Annotated in this window: 23 protein-coding genes and 3 pseudogenes; 20 read left to right on the forward strand and 6 right to left on the reverse strand. The window is 41.4% G+C overall.

Features of this window, described 5'->3' with window-relative positions:
• Window positions 1-14 precede the first annotated feature (14 nt).
• The 3 genes from ybeY to VL20_RS31140 all read right to left on the reverse strand — a co-directional run bounded on the left by ybeY (window position 15) and on the right by VL20_RS31140 (window position 1,015).
• Entirely contained in the window at window positions 15-527 is a 513-nt protein-coding gene (ybeY, locus tag VL20_RS11970) for an rRNA maturation RNase YbeY (RefSeq protein WP_052276628.1), read from the reverse strand.
• Window positions 528-538: 11 nt separating this feature from the next.
• Window positions 539-724 (reverse strand): DUF3285 domain-containing protein, encoded by a 186-nt coding sequence (locus VL20_RS11975; protein ID WP_052278450.1) that lies wholly within the window; start codon window positions 722-724, stop codon window positions 539-541.
• 147 nt (window positions 725-871) lie between these two features.
• Window positions 872-1,015: a hypothetical protein gene (locus tag VL20_RS31140; RefSeq protein WP_158499342.1), complete on the reverse strand. Its 144-nt coding sequence runs from the start codon at window positions 1,013-1,015 to the stop codon at window positions 872-874.
• Between VL20_RS31140 and VL20_RS11980 the strand changes: the two genes are divergently transcribed.
• From VL20_RS11980 to VL20_RS32625, 12 genes are all read left to right on the forward strand, one after another.
• A complete protein-coding gene (locus VL20_RS11980; RefSeq protein WP_052276629.1) occupies window positions 1,004-2,455 on the forward strand; it encodes a RecQ family ATP-dependent DNA helicase in 1,452 nt (483 codons plus the stop codon). The two genes, VL20_RS31140 and VL20_RS11980, sit on opposite strands and share 12 nt — an antisense overlap.
• A 331-nt stretch (window positions 2,456-2,786) precedes the next feature.
• On the forward strand, window positions 2,787-3,698 hold the full coding sequence (locus VL20_RS11985; protein WP_052276630.1) for a hypothetical protein: 912 nt from the start codon (window positions 2,787-2,789) through the stop codon (window positions 3,696-3,698).
• Window positions 3,699-3,907: 209 nt separating this feature from the next.
• Window positions 3,908-4,138, forward strand: coding sequence for a DUF433 domain-containing protein (locus VL20_RS11990; protein WP_052276631.1), 231 nt, complete (start codon window positions 3,908-3,910; stop codon window positions 4,136-4,138).
• Window positions 4,139-4,141: 3 nt separating this feature from the next.
• Window positions 4,142-4,426: a DUF5615 family PIN-like protein gene (locus VL20_RS11995; RefSeq protein WP_284526117.1), complete on the forward strand. Its 285-nt coding sequence runs from the start codon at window positions 4,142-4,144 to the stop codon at window positions 4,424-4,426.
• A 146-nt stretch (window positions 4,427-4,572) separates the two neighbouring features.
• Window positions 4,573-4,704, forward strand: a complete 132-nt coding sequence (locus VL20_RS32615) for a hypothetical protein (RefSeq protein ID WP_284526118.1) — start codon at window positions 4,573-4,575, stop codon at window positions 4,702-4,704.
• Between the two features lie 206 nt (window positions 4,705-4,910).
• The gene (locus VL20_RS12000; protein WP_002752924.1) at window positions 4,911-5,186 is read left to right on the forward strand and encodes a hypothetical protein; all 276 of its coding nucleotides are present in this window, start codon (window positions 4,911-4,913) and stop codon (window positions 5,184-5,186) included.
• Entirely contained in the window at window positions 5,183-5,551 is a 369-nt protein-coding gene (locus VL20_RS12005) for a hypothetical protein (protein WP_002752923.1), read from the forward strand. The genes VL20_RS12000 and VL20_RS12005 overlap by 4 nt, the downstream gene beginning before the upstream one ends.
• A gap of 193 nt (window positions 5,552-5,744) precedes the next feature.
• Window positions 5,745-6,014 (forward strand): hypothetical protein, encoded by a 270-nt coding sequence (locus VL20_RS12010; RefSeq protein ID WP_002789718.1) that lies wholly within the window; start codon window positions 5,745-5,747, stop codon window positions 6,012-6,014.
• Window positions 6,007-6,426, forward strand: a complete 420-nt coding sequence (locus VL20_RS12015; protein ID WP_052276632.1) for a pepsin/retropepsin-like aspartic protease family protein — start codon at window positions 6,007-6,009, stop codon at window positions 6,424-6,426. Before VL20_RS12010 ends, VL20_RS12015 begins: the two co-directional genes overlap by 8 nt.
• Before the next feature lie 618 nt (window positions 6,427-7,044).
• Window positions 7,045-7,185, forward strand: a complete 141-nt coding sequence (locus VL20_RS32620; RefSeq protein ID WP_249264998.1) for a DUF4160 domain-containing protein — start codon at window positions 7,045-7,047, stop codon at window positions 7,183-7,185.
• 201 nt (window positions 7,186-7,386) lie between these two features.
• A complete protein-coding gene (locus VL20_RS28340; RefSeq protein ID WP_284526120.1) occupies window positions 7,387-7,530 on the forward strand; it encodes a DUF2442 domain-containing protein in 144 nt (47 codons plus the stop codon).
• 264 nt (window positions 7,531-7,794) lie between these two features.
• Window positions 7,795-8,241: a hypothetical protein gene (locus VL20_RS32625; protein ID WP_284526121.1), complete on the forward strand. Its 447-nt coding sequence runs from the start codon at window positions 7,795-7,797 to the stop codon at window positions 8,239-8,241.
• Here the strand turns inward: VL20_RS32625 and VL20_RS12020 are convergent.
• Window positions 8,181-9,335, reverse strand: coding sequence for an ISL3 family transposase (locus VL20_RS12020; RefSeq protein WP_052275466.1), 1,155 nt, complete (start codon window positions 9,333-9,335; stop codon window positions 8,181-8,183). The genes VL20_RS32625 and VL20_RS12020 overlap by 61 nt on opposite strands.
• Before the next feature lie 135 nt (window positions 9,336-9,470).
• Here VL20_RS12020 and VL20_RS12025 point away from each other — a divergent pair.
• From VL20_RS12025 to VL20_RS32635, 5 genes and pseudogenes are all read left to right on the forward strand, one after another.
• A pseudogene (locus VL20_RS12025) lies at window positions 9,471-11,131 on the forward strand (IS1634 family transposase).
• A gap of 252 nt (window positions 11,132-11,383) precedes the next feature.
• The gene (locus tag VL20_RS12030) at window positions 11,384-11,926 is read left to right on the forward strand and encodes a transposase (RefSeq protein ID WP_158499343.1); all 543 of its coding nucleotides are present in this window, start codon (window positions 11,384-11,386) and stop codon (window positions 11,924-11,926) included.
• A 230-nt stretch (window positions 11,927-12,156) separates the two neighbouring features.
• Window positions 12,157-13,200: an IS630 family transposase gene (locus VL20_RS12035; RefSeq protein WP_052276633.1), complete on the forward strand. Its 1,044-nt coding sequence runs from the start codon at window positions 12,157-12,159 to the stop codon at window positions 13,198-13,200.
• Window positions 13,201-13,224: 24 nt separating this feature from the next.
• A complete protein-coding gene (locus VL20_RS32630) occupies window positions 13,225-13,905 on the forward strand; it encodes a transposase (protein ID WP_284526122.1) in 681 nt (226 codons plus the stop codon).
• Window positions 13,906-13,969: 64 nt separating this feature from the next.
• On the forward strand, window positions 13,970-14,314 hold the full coding sequence (locus VL20_RS32635; RefSeq protein WP_284526123.1) for a hypothetical protein: 345 nt from the start codon (window positions 13,970-13,972) through the stop codon (window positions 14,312-14,314).
• A gap of 6 nt (window positions 14,315-14,320) precedes the next feature.
• Here the strand turns inward: VL20_RS32635 and VL20_RS28360 are convergent, their stop codons facing one another.
• Window positions 14,321-15,475, reverse strand: a complete 1,155-nt coding sequence (locus VL20_RS28360) for an ISL3 family transposase (RefSeq protein WP_128575107.1) — start codon at window positions 15,473-15,475, stop codon at window positions 14,321-14,323.
• 330 nt (window positions 15,476-15,805) lie between these two features.
• Between VL20_RS28360 and VL20_RS12055 the strand changes: the two are divergent.
• The 3 genes and pseudogenes from VL20_RS12055 to VL20_RS12065 all read left to right on the forward strand — a co-directional run.
• A pseudogene (locus tag VL20_RS12055) lies at window positions 15,806-16,924 on the forward strand (reverse transcriptase domain-containing protein); the annotation flags it as partial.
• Between the two features lie 425 nt (window positions 16,925-17,349).
• The gene (locus VL20_RS12060; protein ID WP_128575200.1) at window positions 17,350-18,045 is read left to right on the forward strand and encodes a group II intron maturase-specific domain-containing protein; all 696 of its coding nucleotides are present in this window, start codon (window positions 17,350-17,352) and stop codon (window positions 18,043-18,045) included.
• Window positions 18,046-18,382: 337 nt separating this feature from the next.
• A pseudogene (locus VL20_RS12065) lies at window positions 18,383-18,997 on the forward strand (Npun_R2821/Npun_R2822 family protein); the annotation flags it as partial.
• A gap of 20 nt (window positions 18,998-19,017) precedes the next feature.
• Here the strand turns inward: VL20_RS12065 and VL20_RS12070 are convergent.
• Complete coding sequence (locus tag VL20_RS12070; protein ID WP_052276387.1) at window positions 19,018-20,166, reverse strand: IS4 family transposase; 1,149 nt, start codon at window positions 20,164-20,166, stop codon at window positions 19,018-19,020.
• Window positions 20,167-20,240: the final 74 nt, after the last annotated feature.

Here is a 20,240-nt window from a genome sequence, read left to right on the forward strand (position 1 = left end):
CTTGACAAAAATAACTAACTATGTATCGGCATTTCGACGGTTTTTAACAAAGTTTCCTGTAAAGATAGCATTTCCAAGAGACTTGTTTCATCGGGATGATCCCAACCCAAGAGATGTAAACAAGCGTGGGCAGTTAACCAGGCCAATTCTCGCGCCAAAGAATGATTTTGTGTTAAAGCCTGTTGTTGTGCTGTCTGGACAGAGATGATAATATCCCCCAAATATAAAGGTTCTGTCTCTAAAATGCCCTCATCCACTGGTAAATCCACTTCCAGAGCGGCAAAAGCGAGAACATCCGTCGGTTGATCTTTGTGGCGATATTGGCAATTATAGTCCTGAATTTCTCGATCGTCTGTTAAACGCAAACTTAGTTCATAACCGGCGGCAACGGGGAGATAATCCGATAGATAGCCTAACCATGTCTCCAACCAATAGTGCCAAGTTTCCCCATCCACAGGACTATTTCCGGGATCAAAATAATTATCCTGTAGGCATAAATCCACCAGTAGGGGCAAAGTCTCACTCACCAGATTTCACCCTAGGGACGCGTCAGATAGGAAATACCGACAAAAAAGGCCAGTAAGGCTGCCGTGGTCAAAAAAAAGTGTTTTAACGAGACGCCTTTTTTCTTGACCATATTCCGCATCGCCAGCTTGACGTAACTGGGTTGCGCTTCGGTGGCGGTTTCTACTGCGGGGTCAGTGGTGCTAACAGGTTCAGTCATCAGTAATTCCCCAGACAAAGATTGATCGCTATAAGTGTAACAGATTATTAAAAAAGTGCAAAAAAAATTCAATTATGGGAAAAATTGTTACCCTTCCGGAATAGTCAAAGTGGTCACTGCGTGCGCGTTGCGGGGGGTTTTGGGGTGTTAGGGTTTTAGTTCAATTTCCCCATTTCCCCACTTCCCCACTTCCCCACCTCCCCACTTCCCCACTTCCCCACCTCCCCAATTCCCCAATTCCCCACTTCCCCAATTCCCCACTTCCCCAGCAGTTAACCCATGTCTTCCCAAGATACCGAAAGCATCCAGACTATTTTTCAGAAAATTTGGGGCTATGATAGCTTTCGCTTTCCCCAACAGCAGATTATCGAGACAATTCTAGCGGCACAAGATGCCCTAATTGTCGTGCCCACGGGATTCGGTAAATCTATCTGTTTTCAACTGCCCGCTTTATTAAAAACCGGCTTAACCCTAGTGATTTCTCCCCTGGTTGCCCTAATGGAAAATCAGGTGGAGGAATTATTAGCCAAAAAACTACCCGTTGCCCTGATTCATAACGAAATCCCCCGACAACAGAGAAAGAAAACCTTAGCAGCGATCGCAGATCAAACCCTGCGACTTCTCTATCTTTCCCCAGAAACCCTCTTAAGTCCGCCCCTCTGGTCAAAATTAACCCTTCCCCACGTTAAAATTAACGCTCTCATCCTCGACGAGGCCCATTGTTTAACCCAGTGGGGCGATAATTTTCGTCCTGCCTACCGTCGTCTCGGTGCCGTCCGTCCCGCTCTTCTGCAATCAAAACCGGCCGGCAGCCAAATAGCGATCGCTGCTTTTACCGCCACCGCTAACCCCGCCACCCGTGAGACTCTCACCTGCGTCTTACAACTAGAAAAACCGCAGCTTTTCTTAATAAATCCTTACCGTCAAAACCTTGACTTAAGCACCAAAATATGTATTAGCCCCGGTTGTCGTCGTCATCAACTATTAAACTTCCTCACCGGTCAACCTCGACAATCCGGCCTGATCTATACTCGTTCCCGTCGCCATAGTGAAAATTTAGCGGCATGGTTGCAATCTCTCCACTATCGCACCAGTGCCTATCATGCCGGTTTATCGCCCTTTCAGCGTCGGGAAATAGAACAAAATTGGCTGCGGGGGGATTTAACTTTTGTTGTCTGTACCTCAGCTTTTGGCATGGGTATCAATAAACCCGATGTGCGTTGGGTTGTCCACTACCAACCCCCGGCTTTACTATCGGAATACCTACAGGAAATCGGCCGCGGTGGTCGCGATGGGGGTAAAATGCAGGCTCTCACCTTAATTAGTGAACCGACGGGATGGTTAGATAATAGCGATAAAAACCAGCAAAAATTCTTTAACTCCCAACAGGAACGCCAATACCGACAAGCTTGGCAAATTTTAGCCCAAATTCCCCTAGAGGGCAAATTAGAGGCGATTAGTGCCGAATTTCCCGATGGTGCGCTCATTCTCTCCCTTTTACACAGTCTTGATCGCCTAGAATGGCTCGATCCTTTTCATTATCGGCTTATTTATCGCCATAATTCCGCCAAGATGACTTTTAAACCCAGAAATGAGATATTTCCCTACCTCTATACCCGTCGCTGTCGTTGGCACTTTCTCTTAAATGCCTTTGGTTTTCAGGAAAATGCCGATAATTTTCGCTGTGGTCATTGTGATAATTGTCGTCGCAATCGACCTCTGGTAAGCTAGGGAGCGCCAGAGCAGGGAGAGCAGAGCTTTTGTACTAAATTTTCCTGTCTTTTTTCCCCTCCTGTCTGGGATTCTCCTCACTTAAGGTCAGATTTTTGATTTTTGCAGGAGATCTATAGCGGTTTTCACAGAAGTTAGTCCCGATTGAATCTATCAAGGGATTTACCGTACCTTACCCGAAATAATAGTGAAATTTTGTGACAAAGTGCAGGCAGATACAAGAATCTTTGCTAGATTCCTAGAAGGATTCTGTGATAAGTTTCCTTAAAAGGAGATTGTTTGCAGTAAGCTAATCTGGCTAACACGCTTTTGAAAGTTGCGATATTGGTTTATGCAAAGAAAGTACATATACCCAGTTCTTGGTCTTTTTGTTGGTGCTATCGTCAATGTCATTTTCAATTTGATTGCAGCGGCTATTCAGCAACGAACTATTGGTGAAAAATTTAATGATCAAATGATTTTATGGATGATCGCATTCGCGGTTTTTGGTCTGTTAATTGGGTATTGGCTAAGTCTCAAGACAGGAAATACAAACGCTTCAGAGCAGAAAGGTGGCATCAAAGCTAAAGGTATAAGAAGCCGAAAAGGGCGATTTGTGGCAGATGAGAGAACTGGACAAGGTATTGATGCAGAAGATATTAGAGCCAGAGGTGACATCTCACTTACAAGCTCAAATAGCCATTTCAATCAGCCCCCCACAAATAAAAGCGGTTCATCAGAAGCAGGAGTGATAGACGCAAGAGCATTGAGCGCTGGTGGTAACATAGCAATCTTCAATGGCTCAGTACCATTAGGAGAGCAACTTGAGTATTTCCGAAATCAGCTAAATATTTCATCTCCACAGTTAAATGATTATGCTACAGCCGAGTTTCGATCATATTGGGATATGTGGAGAATACTTCAGCTATTACGTTTGGCTGGAAATGATTTGTGGAAACAAGCAACTCATGAGAATGTTTTGACTTTTTCTAGCCAACTAAGAGCAACGCTCGAAAAAGTTGAAGAAAGCGCAATCTTTTTTGATGAAATAGACTATGAAAAACTTAAAAATATTTTAAAAATATTTGGTGAATTTAGACTCGGAAAAATTCGACTTTTAGAGATACGTTCAGAAGGAGATCTGCGGTTTGTAGTCCCAGATATAGCAGAAGAACAAATTGACCGTAATCTGCGATATAAACATGAATATGAGGAGCTTTTGAATGAAATTCGTATATCATTTAGAAAAAAAATCTGTCGTTAGCAAGTGCGATCGCTAACGCAAGTGCGATCGCCAATATTGTAGGGTGCGTTCCTTAATGTGACTCCTATTGCTCCACCGATCGATTTTTGGGGAACGCACCATGCACATTTATTGAAGTTGTGATACCAAATCCTGTTATAATAAAACGAGATATAGGGTGCGTCCGACGCAGCCTTGACCTTTTTGAAAACACTTTCAATGATGTAGCTATGGACTGGGAAACTCGAATTACACTAAATCCCGATATTTTGGTGGGAAAACCTATCATTAAAGGAACAAGGATTGCGGTTGAATTTATCATCGATCTTCTCGCCCAAGGTTGGAGTATTGATGAAATTCTGCGAAACTACCCAGGTATTACAGTAGAAGATATTCAAGCTTGTCTTAGCTATGCTAGTGTAATGCTCAAATCTGAGAAAGTCTATGCTATTGCTGCTTAACTGATGCGTTTTCTAGCGAACGAAAATTTCCCCCTTGATGGGGTTGAAGCCCTACGACAAAATGGCCATGATGTCCTGTGGATTAGGGTGGAATCCCCCGGAATCTCGGACTGTGAAGTTTTAAGTCGCGCCCAAGCAGAAAATCGTATTCTCTTGACATTTGATAAAGATTTTGGAGAACTCGCCTTTCGTTCAAGGTTGCCGGCCAGTGTTGGTATTATTTTGTTTAGAATAAGAGTACCTTCTGCATCTGTAGTCGCGGGAGCATCTCATTTACGCAATGAGTAATTATACTTAGCCTAAAAGCCACTCTTAATCGTGTCTTGGAACGAAATAGAGGCTTTTAAAGACTGCGTACATGGAGAATTAAAACAAGAATTACCCTCGAAAAGCCTATTTTTCCACTAAGTATTTATGCTCATTGCAAAGGTGAGATGCTCCCTGTAGTCGCTGAGAAAGTTGCCAAGGTTATCTCATTACGGGATGACTGGTATGGACACTTTACAGTTATTGAAGAAGACAAAATTAGAATGAGAGACTTAACGGTGCGATCGCCGATCTTGTAGGGTACGTTCCCTCATGTGACTCCTACTGCTCCAGCGATCGATTTTTGGGGAACGTACCATGCACATTAATTGAAGCGCCGATTCAAATTTGAAGTGCACCACTGGGGGGCTTCCGATGAGGCGGCTCATCAGTAGTAGAGCGGGAGCACTTCGTTAGAATAAATCAGAGTATAATTAAGGCAAAATACTGAGTTGAGGTCAACCCTATGGCAGTTCGTCAACGGCGTTATCCCAAAGATGAGTTAGCCGAGCGAGGGCAAAAACTCTACGAATCTGGCATTCGGCAGCAAGTCGAAGCCGGTAATGAAGGTAAGATTGTAGCGATCGACATTGAAACTGGAGAGTTTGAAGTCGATGAAAACGTTGTGCCTGCAACTAATCGGCTCTTTGAACGTCACCCCGATGCCCAACCTTGGATCATTCGTATCGGACATCGCGCTGTTTATCATTTCGGGGCACGGAGTTTGAAGAAAAATCCATGATGGAAGGTGTTGTAAATTTGCGGCGTGAAGCCACGCTAAGGATTGTAGTCGGAAACTCAAATCGGCAACTGCAAGCGGTTGACGCGGTGATTGATACCGGGTTCAATGGATTTTTATCTTTGCCCTCTACAATCATCGCTACATTAAATTTACCTTGGAGTGGTTCTGATTTTGTCACGCTGGGTGATGGCAGTGAAACTTATTTTGATCTGTACACTGGGACTGTGATATGGGATGGGCAGTACCAAGAGATTGATATTGCAGAATCAGAAACAGAGCCTCTACTAGGAATGGCGCTGCTTTACAGATATCGGTTGCAGGTCGATAACATTGAGGGCGGTAAGGTCAAGATTGAAGCCTTATGAGCCAGTGCTAGAAGAGATTCGGTGAGGCGCGGTCTAACAACGCAGCCGTAGGGTGCGTTCCCTAATGTGACTCCTACTGCTCCACCGATCAATTTTTGGGGAACGCACCATGCACATTTATTGAAGCTGTATTCCTTGATGGGAGAGGTAGATTTAGGAAGATGCTATGATCCAAATTAGATAGCAACACCAGATGTTTAATATGTCCCTTATCGAACTCCTGCCAACTGTCAGTCAACTAACGCATCAAGACAAGCTCAGGCTTATTCACTATCTTTTGCTTGCAGTAGCCAAAGAGGAAGGATGTAGCCTAGACACTGCAAGTAATGAGCATAATGAAAATATGCTGATCAAGCAACTAGCGGTTACTAACGCGGTTGTCTGGTCGCCTCAAGCAGATCATCAAGCTGTTCACGCTTTGTCTGAGCTTTTGGTGTCGGCAAAGGGAGTATCAAATGCTTGACGGTCATCGCTTTTCTTTTACAGAACGGACTGACAGTTCTGGTCGGTCTAGCATCTTGCCATACTTGCCGCTAACCTTAACTGATGGAAAACAGTCAATAGAGGTTATGGCTTTATTGGATACGGGTGCTAGTGTTAATGTCTTACCCTACGAAATCGGATTACAGTTAGGGGCGGTCTGGGAAAATCAAACTATTCAAATTCCCTTAAGTGGAAACCTTGTCCATAGTGAGTCACGAGGGCTGGTTTTGACTGGGACAGTTGCACATTTTGCTCCTGTTTTACTTGCCTTTGCGTGGACTCAATCAACAGATGTACCAGTAATTTTAGGTCACATGAACTTTTTTGCAGAATTTAATGTGTGCTTTTATCGAAACGAATTAGCTTTTGAGATTTGTCCGATCCAGAAATAAACTATTGCCAACCAATCCGCTGAACTTGTCATTTGCCGAACTGTTTTTACTTCGTAGCCAGTGCGATGCCGAAGGCACTGCGTAGCAGCACGCCGCTCTTGTAGGGTGCGTTCCCTAATGTGACTCCTACTGCTCCACCGATCGATTTTTGGGGAACGCACCATGCACATTAATTGAAGCTGTAAGTCTAAATGCGATACCGAAAGCACTGGGTAGCAGATCGCTGATCTTGTAGCTTGGGTTGACGAAAAGAAATCCGGCGTTGCTGACTTTGGGTATGAATCATTGCATCTACATTTTTTAAAACTCAGGCTCAAACTGACTTTTTGATATATGCAAAATTAGCATTCATACCTTGATTAAGCAACGCCAGAAATCCAACACCTTCGGAACTAAACTGCGAACGCTAATCTTGTATTGTTCTTAACCTTAAATAGCCTTTGGCCTACACGAGCATATTCACAGATTGACAGTCAGCGAGGCATTCAGCTATGTTTGAGATGTTTAGAGCAAAACTTTTGAATGCCCACGCTGTTGACCGTTGGCCCATATCGATTCTTTTGATACGCAGGCGATCGCAATGAGCCACCTCACATCCATGTTGAACGAGATCGAGAGATCGCTAAATTCTGGCTTCAGCCGGTTCGTCTTCAGAGTAACCAAGGATTTAACCGCACCGAAATTAACCGCATTCAAAAACTTGTTCAAGAAAACCAAGAACAATTACTAGCAGGCTGGAATGACTTTTTTAACGAATGAAGTATTTGAAACATTGGCAATTCAGCAATTGGCCATCAGGCTCTTCTCGACTTTGTGTGATAATTTTTGCTTATGGAATTGTGAAATGCTTATCGGGCAAGACTTTTAGGGCTATTTTGACGAAGAAACCATCAGTATAGACCTCGTTTCCACACAGAAACCAGAAGAGCCGCCATCACAGATGACACACTCAGTGTAGATTTGTCTGATGGGCGCACTATATCTGTTCCCCTGGCATGGTATCCTCGGCTCCTGCATGGCTCAATTGAGGAGCGCAATGATTATCGCTTGCTCGCTGGTGGCAGTGGAATCCATTGGAATCAACTAGAGGTAGTGATTCGGTAGTAGTGGTAAGCCATCTTGCTTATCTGGACTGAGTCGTGTAGAATATTTACTAATAAAAATAATTGCTTGATAAATGTTGGGGATTTGCTTTTTATGATTGCTATTTTTATCAATATCTTCTCTTGGATAATTAAACTTTGGTTAAATTACGATGAAGATTTAGAACTGACTGACGGACACAAGTGGGTCAAAACCTGACAAGACAAGGGTTGCCAAAAAGAAAAATATCTGGGTAGATAGGGAAAAAGCAAGAATCCCTACAAGATGAAAACCGAGAACAGAATCTTCTCCCAAGTTTATTCCTATCTAGAACAAGGAAGCCGATTTGTGGATAAAAGACATTTAACCGTCCTCAGTTGGATGGTGACAGCCCTACTCAGTAGTCAAAGTCTCAATCAAGCCAGATGGGAACCCTTTGTACAAAGCAGAGCCGAACAAGCCAATAGTTATCAGAGACGGTGGAATCGCTTTTGCCAGAATGGAAGAGTAGCGGTGGAAAAGATATACATCCCCTTAATATCCCACATTCCGCACCCTCAACTGTCACATAAGCTGTCCCCCTCCAGAGACTTGAGTAAAAATACTTATCTGGTGAAGGTTTTCTCGGTGGCCGTTAGGGGGCTCTTCTGGTTTTCGTGTGTTAATTTTTGTTATGAATTAAAGCAAGCAAACAGCTTAAGTCGAAGATGTTCAAAATTGGTAAATCCATAACTCATTCTTTTAATAAGCTTTATTTTGGTATTCATTCCCTCAATTAATCCGTTGGTTGTCTGATTTTCAAAGTAATTACAAATACCTGGCAAATGCTTCTGGATCATCCTGGCACTACTTTCATATAATATCCCGCCTATTCTTATCCATTTTTCCAATTTTCTCTCAGCACCTCTGAACGTTCTACTACTTTGATAAATTTGTCTAATTTCTTCTTTCATTTCCCAGGCTATTCCTAAGCATGGATGTTCTTTCAGAATAACTTCTAGTTGTTGTTTTTGCTCGTCCTTTAAGTCCTCTTTATTCTTCCATAATAAATGAGGTAATCCTTTTTCATGCACCCCCATTAACTTTCTCAATTTATTAAGCTCGTCATTGATGATAGCCATTACATGAAAACGGTCATAGATGATTTTAGCATTGGGAAATAATTCCTTGATCACTGCTGTAAATCCTGACCACATATCGACGCTCACTTCTTTCACTTTCTCCCGAACTGCGTCTGGCTGTGCTTTTAAGGCTTCCATTAATTCTTCTTGCTTATGTCCTTTAATCACATCTAGTAAAATTTTCTTGTCCATATCTACGACCGTTGTGATGAAATCTTTATGTCCTTTTAAGTTACTAAATTCATCTAAGCTTATTCGTTCTGGTGCTTCCCACTCTTCCTTTTCTAGTTCTTTAGCACAGTGATTAAATATTAACTCAACTTCTGACCATCCTAACCCTTCTTCTCGACTTATTTCTTCGATGCTACAATTTTTTACTCTCTCATAAATCATCGATTCATAGCGAATTGTATGATGCTGTCTTAATCTCATAAAACTCAGTCTTTCGCTGATATACTTTTGGCACTTTTGACAATGAAACTGACGGCGTGGTACTTCTAAATATACTGGATTACCTAATATTGACAAGTCTCTGACTAGATTATACTCTGTCTGATTGATTCTGTCTAAGGTTTGATGGCAATTCGGACATTCAATTGTTTCATTTAAAAGAGCAAGCTTTAGGAAAATTGTCTGAGCAATTTTTTGATAATTGACCACTGTTACATTTGGTAAATCGAGGAGTTGATCAAAATTTATCCACATAACCCACCTCCTGTTCTGTGTTACTATTATACCATGCTCACACAGAACCTAGAAGAGCCGTTAGGGGGATATTGAGACCCCTAATTATGAAAAAATAGGAATTGTTGGAAAACTTAGGCAGTGGGCTGTTCGACCATGAATCAATCAACAGAAATTGAAGTCAAAAATCTAGACCATCTGGGATTAGTAGCCGGAATTATCGATGAAATAGGAATCGTTGAAATTATCAACGAACAAGTCTCAATTGAGCGAGGAGAAATTGTCACAGCGGGGCAAGTCGTGAAAGCAATTATCCTGAACGGATTGGGATTTGTCTCCCGGGCCTTGTATTTATTTCCTCAATTTTTTGAAGATAAAGCAACCGAACATCTGCTGGGAGAAGGCATCGAAGCAAAACACCTGAATGATGATAAAATTGGTCGAGTGATGGACAAACTTTATCAACTGGATGTTTCGGGGATTTTCCTACTCATTAGTTTAGCAGCCGTGAAAAAATTTGGTGTAGCAACCGAGAACTCCCATTTAGATTCGACTTCTCTATCAGTAGAAGGAGAATATAACAAGGAATACCCAACAGTAGAAATCCTGAAATCAGGAGCAGTGGGAGAAGAAATTGAAACCAGACAACAGCCAATAAAAATTACCCACGGATACTCCCGCGACCGACGACCTGACTTAAAACAATTTATGATTGACTTAATCGTAAGTGGGGATGGAGATGTACCTTTATTCCTGAAAGTAGGGGACGGAAATGAAGCAGACAAAGCGGTTTTTGGTCAAATCGCCCGAGAATTTCAAAAACAAGTTGACTTTGACAGTTTAATAGTCGGCGATAGCGCCCTCTATAGCAAAGAGAATTTAAAACTAATGAAAGAAATGCGTTGGTTGTCTCGAGTCCCCTTCAGCATTAAAGAGGCTCAAGAGTTAGTCGATAGCATCTCAGAAAAAGAGTTAACCGATTCAGAAATACCAGGTTATTCCTGGCGGGAAACAAGCTCTAACTATGGGGGAATAGAACAAAGATGGTTGCTAGTTGAAAGTCAAGCTAGACAAGAATCAGACTTGAAAAAATTAGAGAAAAAAATCGAGCAGGAAAAGAATTCTGCCCAAGAAAAAATCCGGCAACTATCCCGAAGAGAATTTGAGAATAGAGCGGTGGCGTTGGCGATAGCCAAAGGATTATCTGACTCCTTAAAATATCATCAGTTAACGGAGATTAAAGTCAATCTCATTCCGCCTGAGACGAGAGCAGTCAAAACTCAAATCAAAAGACGATTTACCCTCTCAAAGCTATCAAGTTCAAGCCGAATTAGAGTTGAATTTGCCAGCGATTGAGAGGCTAAAGAAACGAGCAGGACGATTCATTTTAGCAACTAACGATTTGGAGAAAAAACGATTAAGCAGTGAGGATATACTCAAAAAATATAAGGGGCAACAAGCTCCAGAAAGAGGATTTTCTTTTCTCAAAGACCCCGGCTTTTTTGCCCACAGTGTCTTTCTCAAATCTCCCCATAGAATCGAGGTCATGGCCCTGCTCACGTTGCTCGTGCCTGTTGGTTTATACTATTGGCCAAAGACAACTTCGCCTGAATTTAAAACAGCAGGAGACGGGACTGAAAAATCAGTTGGGTAAGTTAACTGACCGACCAACATTACGCTGGATATTTCAGAACTTTCAAGGGATTCATCTCCTACGTATTCAAGACAATCAAAAGATTAGCAACTTAACGGATGAGAGGCGCAACATTTTGAGATTTTTTCCCAAACCTTGCCAGGAATATTATCTCTTATCTTGACCAGATGGATTGACTTCCAGGGGTGACAAAACAAAGCGAGCAACTGGAACATCTCCCCCTAGATGTTAAGTCTGATTGCCTAGTCATTCTCAATAAGCACTGTTTATTGCGAATGACTGGGGGAACCCTGGAATTTTCGGCTTAGTTGCCGGCAGCTTGCCGCCAACTCACTCCTCTAGATAAGTATTTTGACTCAGGCATCTTCCTCTTTTGAGACGTTGTGACACTTAGGGTGCGGAATGTGGGTTAATATTGAAAGCCATCGAGACTTGGAAGGAGAAGGGGGAAAGACTGTATCTAGCAATAGATACCACTCTGTTGTGGAATCAATACTGCTTTGTCTATCTAGCGGTGGTCTGCGGGGGGAGAGCCGTCCCCTTGATGTGGATGGGATTAGAACATGGTAGTGCCAGCCTAGCTTTTGAGAAATACGAACCCTTGTTGGACAGAGCCAAAGGCTATCTTCAGGGCTTTGAGAATGTCATGCTGTTAGCCGACCGAGGCTTTGCCAATCAGCAATTAATTCAATGGCTCAGGAAAAATACTTGGCATTGGTGTCTTCGCTTACCTTGCGATACCCTCATTTACGGTGTTCGCCGTCGGGGTTTTGGCTATGAGGTCAGAGAACTCTATCCTCCCAAACGGCAAGCCTGCTTTGATCGCAACGTTCAAGTCTGGCAGGAGGCTAGAATCACTGCTCATCTTGCTTTAGCCTCTGTTCCAGGGGTTAAGGATAATTGGGCAATTCTGAGCGATGAACCTCCTACCCTTGACACCTTCTGGCAGTATGGCTGACTGACGGACACAAGTGGGTCAAAACCTGACAAGACAAGGGTTGCCAAAAAGAAAAATATCTGGGTAGATAGGGAAAAAGCAAGAATCCCTACAAGATGAAAACCGAGAACAGAATCTTCTCCCAAGTTTATTCCTATCTATACTTTGCACGGCTACAACTTGCATTTTTTACTCAAGGACAATAATATAGTTTAAGAGTCATAATTAGAAGCAAAGCACTCATTAAAAACATGATTAACCTAGAATTCACGGAAGAAGAAAAGAACTCACTGTATTATGAAAGATTTCATCATCCCCATCCCCGGGTTCAACTGAAGATGGAAGTTCTCTGGTTAAAAAGCCAAAAGATACCGCACCAAAAAATTTGTCAGTTAGCAGGAATCTCGCCAAATACCTTATTAACCTATCTTCGAGATTATCAAGAGGGCGGAATAGAAAAATTAAAAGAAATCAACTTCTATCGCCCTAAAAGTGAATTAGAGTCTCAAAAAGAAACCCTCAAAAAATACTTCGAGAAAAATCCACCAGCCACAATAAATGAAGCTGTATATAGGATAGAAGAATTGACGGGAATAAAACGAAGTCCTACCCAAGTGAGAAAATTTTTAAAATCAATGGGAATGAAATGTTTAAAAGTAGGTTCTCTTCCTTCTAAAGCTGACCCAGATGAACAAGAGGACTACAAAGAAAAAAAGCTAGAACCCAGACTAAATGAGGCAAAAGAAGGAAAAAGGGCTGTTTTTTTTGTTGATGCCGCTCACTTCGTCATGGGAGCATTTCTCGGTTTTGTTTGGTGTTTTGAGAGACTTTTTGTTAAGTCACCGAGCGGGCGTAAACGCTTCAATGTTTTAGGAGCATTAAATGCAATAACTCATGAAGTTATTCTGGTAACATATGAAACTTATATTACGGCAACTCAAGTCTGTGAACTCCGGTCAAAAATAGCTGCTTTAGGACTAATGATTCCCATCACTCTAGTCTTAGATAATGCCCGCTATCAAAAATGTAAAATTGTTGAAGAATTAGCTCTTTCTTTGTCAATAGAACTGCTCTATCTGCCGTCTTATTCACCTAATCTAAATTTAATTGAAAGGCTGTGGAAATTGGTCAAAAAGAAATGTTTATATGGTAAATATTATGAAAACTTTTCTGACTTTTCTTCAGCCATTTATGAATGTTTGAATGATGCCCATTTGAAACATAAAAAAGAACTGGATTCCTTGCTGACTCTACGATTTCAGAAGTTTAATAAATCTCAGATTATGAACGTCTAAAGTATAGAACAAGGAAGCCGATTTGTGGATAAAAGACATTTAACCGTCCTCAGTTGGATGGTGACAGCCCTACTCAGTAGTCAAAGTCTCAATCAAGCCAGATGGGAACCCTTTGTACAAAGCAGAGCCGAACAAGCCAATAGTTATCAGAGACGGTGGAATCGCTTTTGCCAGAATGGAAGAGTAGCGGTGGAAAAGATATACATCCCCTTAATATTGAAAGCCATCGAGACTTGGAAGGAGAAGGGGGAAAGACTGTATCTAGCAATAGATACCACTCTGTTGTGGAATCAATACTGCTTTGTCTATCTAGCGGTGGTCTGCGGGGGGAGAGCCGTCCCCTTGATGTGGATGGGATTAGAACATGGTAGTGCCAGCCTAGCTTTTGAGAAATACGAACCCTTGTTGGACAGAGCCAAAGGCTATCTTCAGGGCTTTGAGAATGTCATGCTGTTAGCCGACCGAGGCTTTGCCAATCAGCAATTAATTCAATGGCTCAGGAAAAATACTTGGCATTGGTGTCTTCGCTTACCTTGCGATACCCTCATTTACGGTGTTCGCCGTCGGGGTTTTGGCTATGAGGTCAGAGAACTCTATCCTCCCAAGCGGCAAGCCTGCTTTGATCGCAACGTTCAAGTCTGGCAGGAGGCTAGAATCACTGCTCATCTTGCTTTAGCCTCTGTTCCAGGGGTTAAGGATAATTAGGCAATTCTGAGCGATGAACCTCCTACCCTTGACACCTTCTGGCAGTATGGTCTTCGTTTTCCCATTGAACATCTCTTTCAAGGGCAGTAAATCGGGCGTTTTTGACTGGGAACATTCTCGTGTTCGCTCTGCTGCTTGTTTAGAACGTCTCTATCTCATTGTTGCCATTTCTATTCTCTTTGCTACTTTAACTGGCATGGCGGTTCAACAATCTGGCTCTCGCCGTCAGGTTGATGCTCATTTTCGGCGTGGTTTGAGTTATTTGAAAATTGGTTTACGTTGGCTGGCGGGAGTTGTTCATAAGGCGCGTCCCTTCTTGCGACTTGACCACTTATTTTCTGTTGACCCTTTTCCCTGTTTTGCTTCTCGCAAAGCTCGTCAGGAGGCTCTTCTGGTTTTCGTGTGTTAATTTTTGTTATGAATTAAAGCAAGCAAACAGCTTAAGTCGAAGATGTTCAAAATTGGTAAATCCATAACTCATTCTTTTAATAAGCTTTATTTTGGTATTCATTCCCTCAATTAATCCGTTGGTTGTCTGATTTTCAAAGTAATTACAAATACCTGGCAAATGCTTCTGGATCATCCTGGCACTACTTTCATATAATATCCCGCCTATTCTTATCCATTTTTCCAATTTTCTCTCAGCACCTCTGAACGTTCTACTACTTTGATAAATTTGTCTAATTTCTTCTTTCATTTCCCCGGCTATTCCTAAGCATGGATGTTCTTTCAGAATAACTTCTAGTTGTTGTTTTTGCTCGTCCTTTAAGTCCTCTTTATTCTTCCATAATAAATGAGGTAATCCTTTTTCATGCACCCCCATTAACTTTCTCAATTTATTAAGCTCGTCATTGATGATAGCCATTACATGAAAACGGTCATAGATGATTTTAGCATTGGGAAATAATTCCTTGATCACTGCTGTAAATCCTGACCACATATCGACGCTCACTTCTTTCACTTTCTCCCGAACTGCGTCTGGCTGTGCTTTTAAGGCTTCCATTAATTCTTCTTGCTTATGTCCTTTAATCACATCTAGTAAAATTTTCTTGTCCATATCTACGACCGTTGTGATGAAATCTTTATGTCCTTTTAAGTTACTAAATTCATCTAAGCTTATTCGTTCTGGTGCTTCCCACTCTTCCTTTTCTAGTTCTTTAGCACAGTGATTAAATATTAACTCAACTTCTGACCATCCTAACCCTTCTTCTCGACTTATTTCTTCGATGCTACAATTTTTTACTCTCTCATAAATCATCGATTCATAGCGAATTGTATGATGCTGTCTTAATCTCATAAAACTCAGTCTTTCGCTGATATACTTTTGGCACTTTTGACAATGAAACTGACGGCGTGGTACTTCTAAATATACTGGATTACCTAATATTGACAAGTCTCTGACTAGATTATACTCTGTCTGATTGATTCTGTCTAAGGTTTGATGGCAATTCGGACATTCAATTGTTTCATTTAAAAGAGCAAGCTTTAGGAAAATTGTCTGAGCAATTTTTTGATAATTGACCACTGTTGCATTTGGTAAATCGAGGAGTTGATCAAAATTTATCCACATAACCCACCTCCTGTTCTATGTTACTATTATACCATGCTCACACAGAACCTAGAAGAGCCGATATACCAAGCGTTACCCAAAAACTCGGTAAAAAGATGACATCCTAAAGGGAACAAACCAAAGGTTATGAGGAACGAAGTAACCCTATTATTACTCTTTAGTAAAGGTCGAAAACTAAGAGCAGTCAGCTAAGACGAAAACTCTGCAATACAGCAGGTAATAGTAGGGAAAGATTGAGTCAAAAGCCAACGCCTATTTGTAACGAATAGGATATGCAGACGGACTCACGATTACATGGAATGAAAAGTTGTAAGTAGTAATGTAAAAGTTATGACCACTGTTCAACAGATGGATAAATGGAAGACTTGGCAAGACATCAATTGGAAAAAGGTTGAACGTCAGGTTTTTAAGTTACAAAAACGAATTTTCAGAGCGTCTAGTTGTGGAGATGTCAAGAAGGTTCACAGACTCCAAAAATTATTGTTAAAGTCCTACAGTGCTAAAGCGTTAGCGGTGCGTAGAGTAACCCAAGACAATCAAGGAAAGAAAACCGCAGGTGTGGATGGAGTTAAATCTCTAACCCCAAAACAACGGTTAACCCTAATGACTGAACTAAACTTGGGAACAAAGGTCAAACCCACACGCCGAGTATGGATTCCCAAACCCAACGGCGAAAAACGACCTTTAGGAATAAGTAGTCATGCAAAATTAATTACCTGCCCGATCGAGCTAAAACCCTTACGGGGCAATGATCGTCATGTGTAAATAATTTTGCCTAGGTACTTACCTACCATGAAAGACCGTGCCTTACAAGCACTAGCTAAACTGGTACTAGAACCAGAGTGGGAAGCCAAATTCGAGCCTAACAGCTATGGATTTAGAGTAGGACGCTCTTGTCACGATGCTATAGCAGGGATATTCCAAGCCATTAACAAAAAGGCAAAGTATGTTCTTGATGCAGATATAGCTAAATGCTTTGACCGCATTGACCATCAAAAACTGTTAGAAAAACTTAACACCTACCCAACCATGAGGAAACAAATCAAATCATGGTTAAAAGCAGGAGTCATAGACGACAAACAGTTATTCCCAACCTCAGAAGGTACACCGCAAGGCGGAGTGTTATCGCCATTATTGGCAAATATAGCACTTCATGGGTTAGAGGAATTGGTTATGAATCTAGCACCCTCATTTGACATGAAACGCAAAGACGGGACACAAATGAGTGTTAGAGACAAAATAAAATCAGTGACCTTAATCCGATATGCAGACGATTTTGTGGTACTACATGAAAACCTAGGGGTTATTCTCCTAATCAAAAAGGAAATAGAGGGATGGTTACAAAACATCGGACTTGAGTTAAAACCAAGTAAAACAAGAATAGCCCACACACTGAGAGAACATGAAAGCGAACAAGCTGGATTCGACTTTCTAGGGTTGGTTCTTCGTTACTTGGTATGGTTCGATAGGGGGGCATAAATCGACTAAATCCTTATCTGGCAAGAGACTTAATTGATTAGTTCGCTCTAGATAAAAAACAATTGACAAAAATCGCTAAATGCCTTTCTCTATAAGGGTTCCATCCCTTATAACCCCCGTCCATTGCATAACACAAACCGAAGAGCCCTAGGGTTTAATATAAGACAATTTCCCGTCGGTAAATACACCTCGGGAAAAGTCAGAGGTAATCTGCTTGGTTTCAAAACAATAATAACCCCGGCTCTTCTCGACTTTGTGTGATAATTTTTGCTTATGGAATCGTGAAATGCTTATCAGGCAAGACTTTTAGTGCTATTTGGCGGAATAAACTATCAGTATAGACCTCGTTTCCACACAGAAACCAGAAGAGCCTAACCCCTAACAAAGAGAGTCAAATAAGACACTATAGAGAACTTAAACGCATCATAAACACCAGCAAGGGAATCAACCAAGCTGAACTCATTAAAAGGTTAAACCCTGTAATAAGAGGATGGTGCAATTACTTCTCAACAGTGGTTAGTCAGAAAATCTTTGAAAGATTAACCCACATCCTAGGGCATAAACTCATCAAATGGGGGATAAAACGCCATCGAAACAAAGGAAGAAAGTGGATTTCTAAAAGACACTTTCACACAATAGGTGGCAATAACTGGGCTTTCACAACCAGAGAAGAAAATAATCCTCTAAGGTTGTACGAACATAGAGAAACGGAAATCCGACGCTATGTGAAGGTCAAAGGGAACGCCTCACCCTACGATGGAAACCTAGTTTATTGGAGTTCAAGAATGGGGACTCATCCCGAAATGCCAACAGAAATTTCAAAACTGTTGAAAAAGCAAAAAGGGAAATGTACTCACTGTGGACACTTCTTAAGAGATGGGGATTTAATGGAGATAGACCACATCACCCCTAAATCACTAGGGGGGAATAACAGTTACAATAACCTCCAACTTCTTCATCGACATTGCCATGATGAAAAGACAGCCAATGATGGCAGTCTAGGCAACAAATCTGACTGCAATAGTGTCAAGCCAGAACCGCCCATACCAGATAATTACATCTGGGTAAAGGATATGTTGGTAATGACGTAGGAATGACAAACCCCGTGTAGTTGAGGAGCGGAATGACGAGAAATTGTCACGTTCCGTTTTGTAGAGCAGTAGGAGAGGCGACTCTCTTACTGACTTTAATTATCAAGGTCGCCGGTGGGCAATCGGAGACCTTAAAAAACGGACGGGTCGGACAGCATAAGACTTCTGTTAAAGAAGCAGCGTCCTGTGAAGCGTCAACCCCATTGACGCGACCATCCTAAAAAGGTGGCGTGGTGAGGAATCACCGTCCGTTTACGGCGGTGAGGATGTCAACGACAAAAATAAGCTAAACTAACGGCAAAGATAATAGGTTTTGATTTTTTCCTTGGGATTACTTATGGACGGTATCTGTACCTTAGCTAACGATCGCGTTTACGATCAATTAGTCGCCCTACTCAACAGCATCGAGGTCAATGGAGGAAAAGCTCTTCCTGTTTGTGTCTATCCCTACGATGACAACATCGAACGTATCAAAGCGGAAATTGCTCAACGTCCTAACGTACAGTTGTTTGATAATCAGGAAATTATTGAACGCTGGGAAAATTTCGCCAAGTCGATTTGGGATAGCCACCCGCAAGCCCGCGAACGTTGGTTGAAATCGGGTTGCACTGACCGATATTATCGTATGGGAATGCACCACCGTTTTATTGCTTTTGATAGTCCCTTCGATCGTTTTATCTACATGGATGGGGACACCTTGCTACTCGATGCCATTGATAAAATCTTCGCTATTCTAGATAGGCACGATTGTGTTGTTTATGACTTTCAGCACAAAGATCCCACTCATGTCTATGAAGTTTCTCAACCAAAATTATTCGAGGTTTTTTCCCGTGATCGTATCGAAAAGGAGATTTTTTGTGCAGGTTTCTACGCTTCTAAAACTGGTTTATTAGATGAAAATCAGCGAGATTGGCTCATAGAACAATTGCGAGCAGGAGAAGCGGAAATTCTCCTGAGAGGGGGACAAGCGAGCTAGAAGGTAGATAGGGCAAGCGATATCGCTCTTTGTCCTTTGATGTAATCCTTCAACCGATAGCGGCTAATTTGCATTAACTCTTCTATATTTTTTTGGAACATTTGATGTAGCTGGAGCCAATGATAGAGATGTTGACCCACATAAAAACTACTGTGTCTGCGTTGACCTTTATATCTTTTTTCAGGTCTTGTGACATATTTTTGGATTCCCATATCCTTAATTTTTTTACCTTGCAGTGTGGCACTTGTATAGGCGATAGCTATAACAATTATCAGCTTTGATAAGTATTGCGGTGCTAATTGAGAACCTTCTAAGCTATAGCCTCCCGACTTAAAATCTCGGAACATCTCCTCAATATCAAATCTTTTTTGATAGGCAATTATTGCCGTCTCTAAATCCCCAAAATTTGTCAGAATATACCAAGGTTCTTTTGTTTGAAAACCCCGATAGGTTTTTTTCCACTTACCAGCTAAGTTAAACTGTCCAAATCCCTGCTCTTTTGTAATATTGACATCATTCAAAAATAGTTGAGTTCCTGGACTTAAACCTAACTCTCTCATTTCTTGATAAATTCCTTCTTTTGTCTTGACATTTGTACTTTTTTTTTGTCTTAAACAAAAGTATAAACTCTGCTCCCAAAGCCACTTTCCAAGACTGACTGAGCAAAATTCTCTATCTCCTAACACCACGATTTTATGACCTGATAGCACCTTCAATATTTTCCCCAATACTCGCTGCTGTTCTTCGAGATTACTACTTCCTTTTTTATCCAATATCTCCCAATAGATTGGGATGGCTCTCTTGTCATAAATTAGACTCACCATCAAGATATTAATTGCTCCCCAACTCGTTCGGTCTATGGCAATATATACTAATCCTTTTATTGTGAATCTCTCCTGCTGTTTTAACATCTCTTTTAAGCAGAGAAACCAGATTTTTTCAATATTCAGAATTTCCAGCTTTAAAAATCTTTTTAGTTTTTTTCTCCGACTCTCAAACAGGATTGGTATTGGTAAGGCTTCAGCTAATATCTCTAACTTTGCTTGCTTCAATATTTGCAAGGTTCCAACTACCATTAACAACAGTAGATATCTGGCTCGCCCCAGTTCATTTTCTAACACTTTCTGGTATAGTTCACTTATCATTTTCGTTATTTAGGTCATATATGGTAAATATGACTTATCTTTTTTTGGAGTCTGTGTCTGTATTCCATGCTACA

Source organism: Microcystis panniformis FACHB-1757 (assembly GCF_001264245.1).
GTDB lineage: Bacteria > Cyanobacteriota > Cyanobacteriia > Cyanobacteriales > Microcystaceae > Microcystis > Microcystis panniformis.

Coding starts and splice junctions, on each gene's coding strand:
- VL20_RS11995 (WP_284526117.1), top strand. CDS start 4,142: ATGCGTTTTCTAGCGAACGAAAATTTCCCCCTTGATGGGGTTGAAGCC.
- VL20_RS11980 (WP_052276629.1), top strand. CDS start 1,004: ATGTCTTCCCAAGATACCGAAAGCATCCAGACTATTTTTCAGAAAATT.
- VL20_RS11990 (WP_052276631.1), top strand. CDS start 3,908: ATGGACTGGGAAACTCGAATTACACTAAATCCCGATATTTTGGTGGGA.
- VL20_RS11985 (WP_052276630.1), top strand. CDS start 2,787: ATGCAAAGAAAGTACATATACCCAGTTCTTGGTCTTTTTGTTGGTGCT.
- VL20_RS12010 (WP_002789718.1), top strand. CDS start 5,745: ATGTTTAATATGTCCCTTATCGAACTCCTGCCAACTGTCAGTCAACTA.
- VL20_RS11975 (WP_052278450.1), bottom strand. CDS start 724: ATGACTGAACCTGTTAGCACCACTGACCCCGCAGTAGAAACCGCCACC.
- VL20_RS12070 (WP_052276387.1), bottom strand. CDS start 20,166: ATGATAAGTGAACTATACCAGAAAGTGTTAGAAAATGAACTGGGGCGA.
- VL20_RS32625 (WP_284526121.1), top strand. CDS start 7,795: ATGAAAACCGAGAACAGAATCTTCTCCCAAGTTTATTCCTATCTAGAA.
- VL20_RS12035 (WP_052276633.1), top strand. CDS start 12,157: ATGATTAACCTAGAATTCACGGAAGAAGAAAAGAACTCACTGTATTAT.
- VL20_RS28360 (WP_128575107.1), bottom strand. CDS start 15,475: ATGTGGATAAATTTTGATCAACTCCTCGATTTACCAAATGCAACAGTG.
- VL20_RS12000 (WP_002752924.1), top strand. CDS start 4,911: ATGGCAGTTCGTCAACGGCGTTATCCCAAAGATGAGTTAGCCGAGCGA.
- VL20_RS12020 (WP_052275466.1), bottom strand. CDS start 9,335: ATGTGGATAAATTTTGATCAACTCCTCGATTTACCAAATGTAACAGTG.
- VL20_RS32615 (WP_284526118.1), top strand. CDS start 4,573: ATGCTCCCTGTAGTCGCTGAGAAAGTTGCCAAGGTTATCTCATTACGG.
- VL20_RS12015 (WP_052276632.1), top strand. CDS start 6,007: ATGCTTGACGGTCATCGCTTTTCTTTTACAGAACGGACTGACAGTTCT.
- VL20_RS12005 (WP_002752923.1), top strand. CDS start 5,183: ATGATGGAAGGTGTTGTAAATTTGCGGCGTGAAGCCACGCTAAGGATT.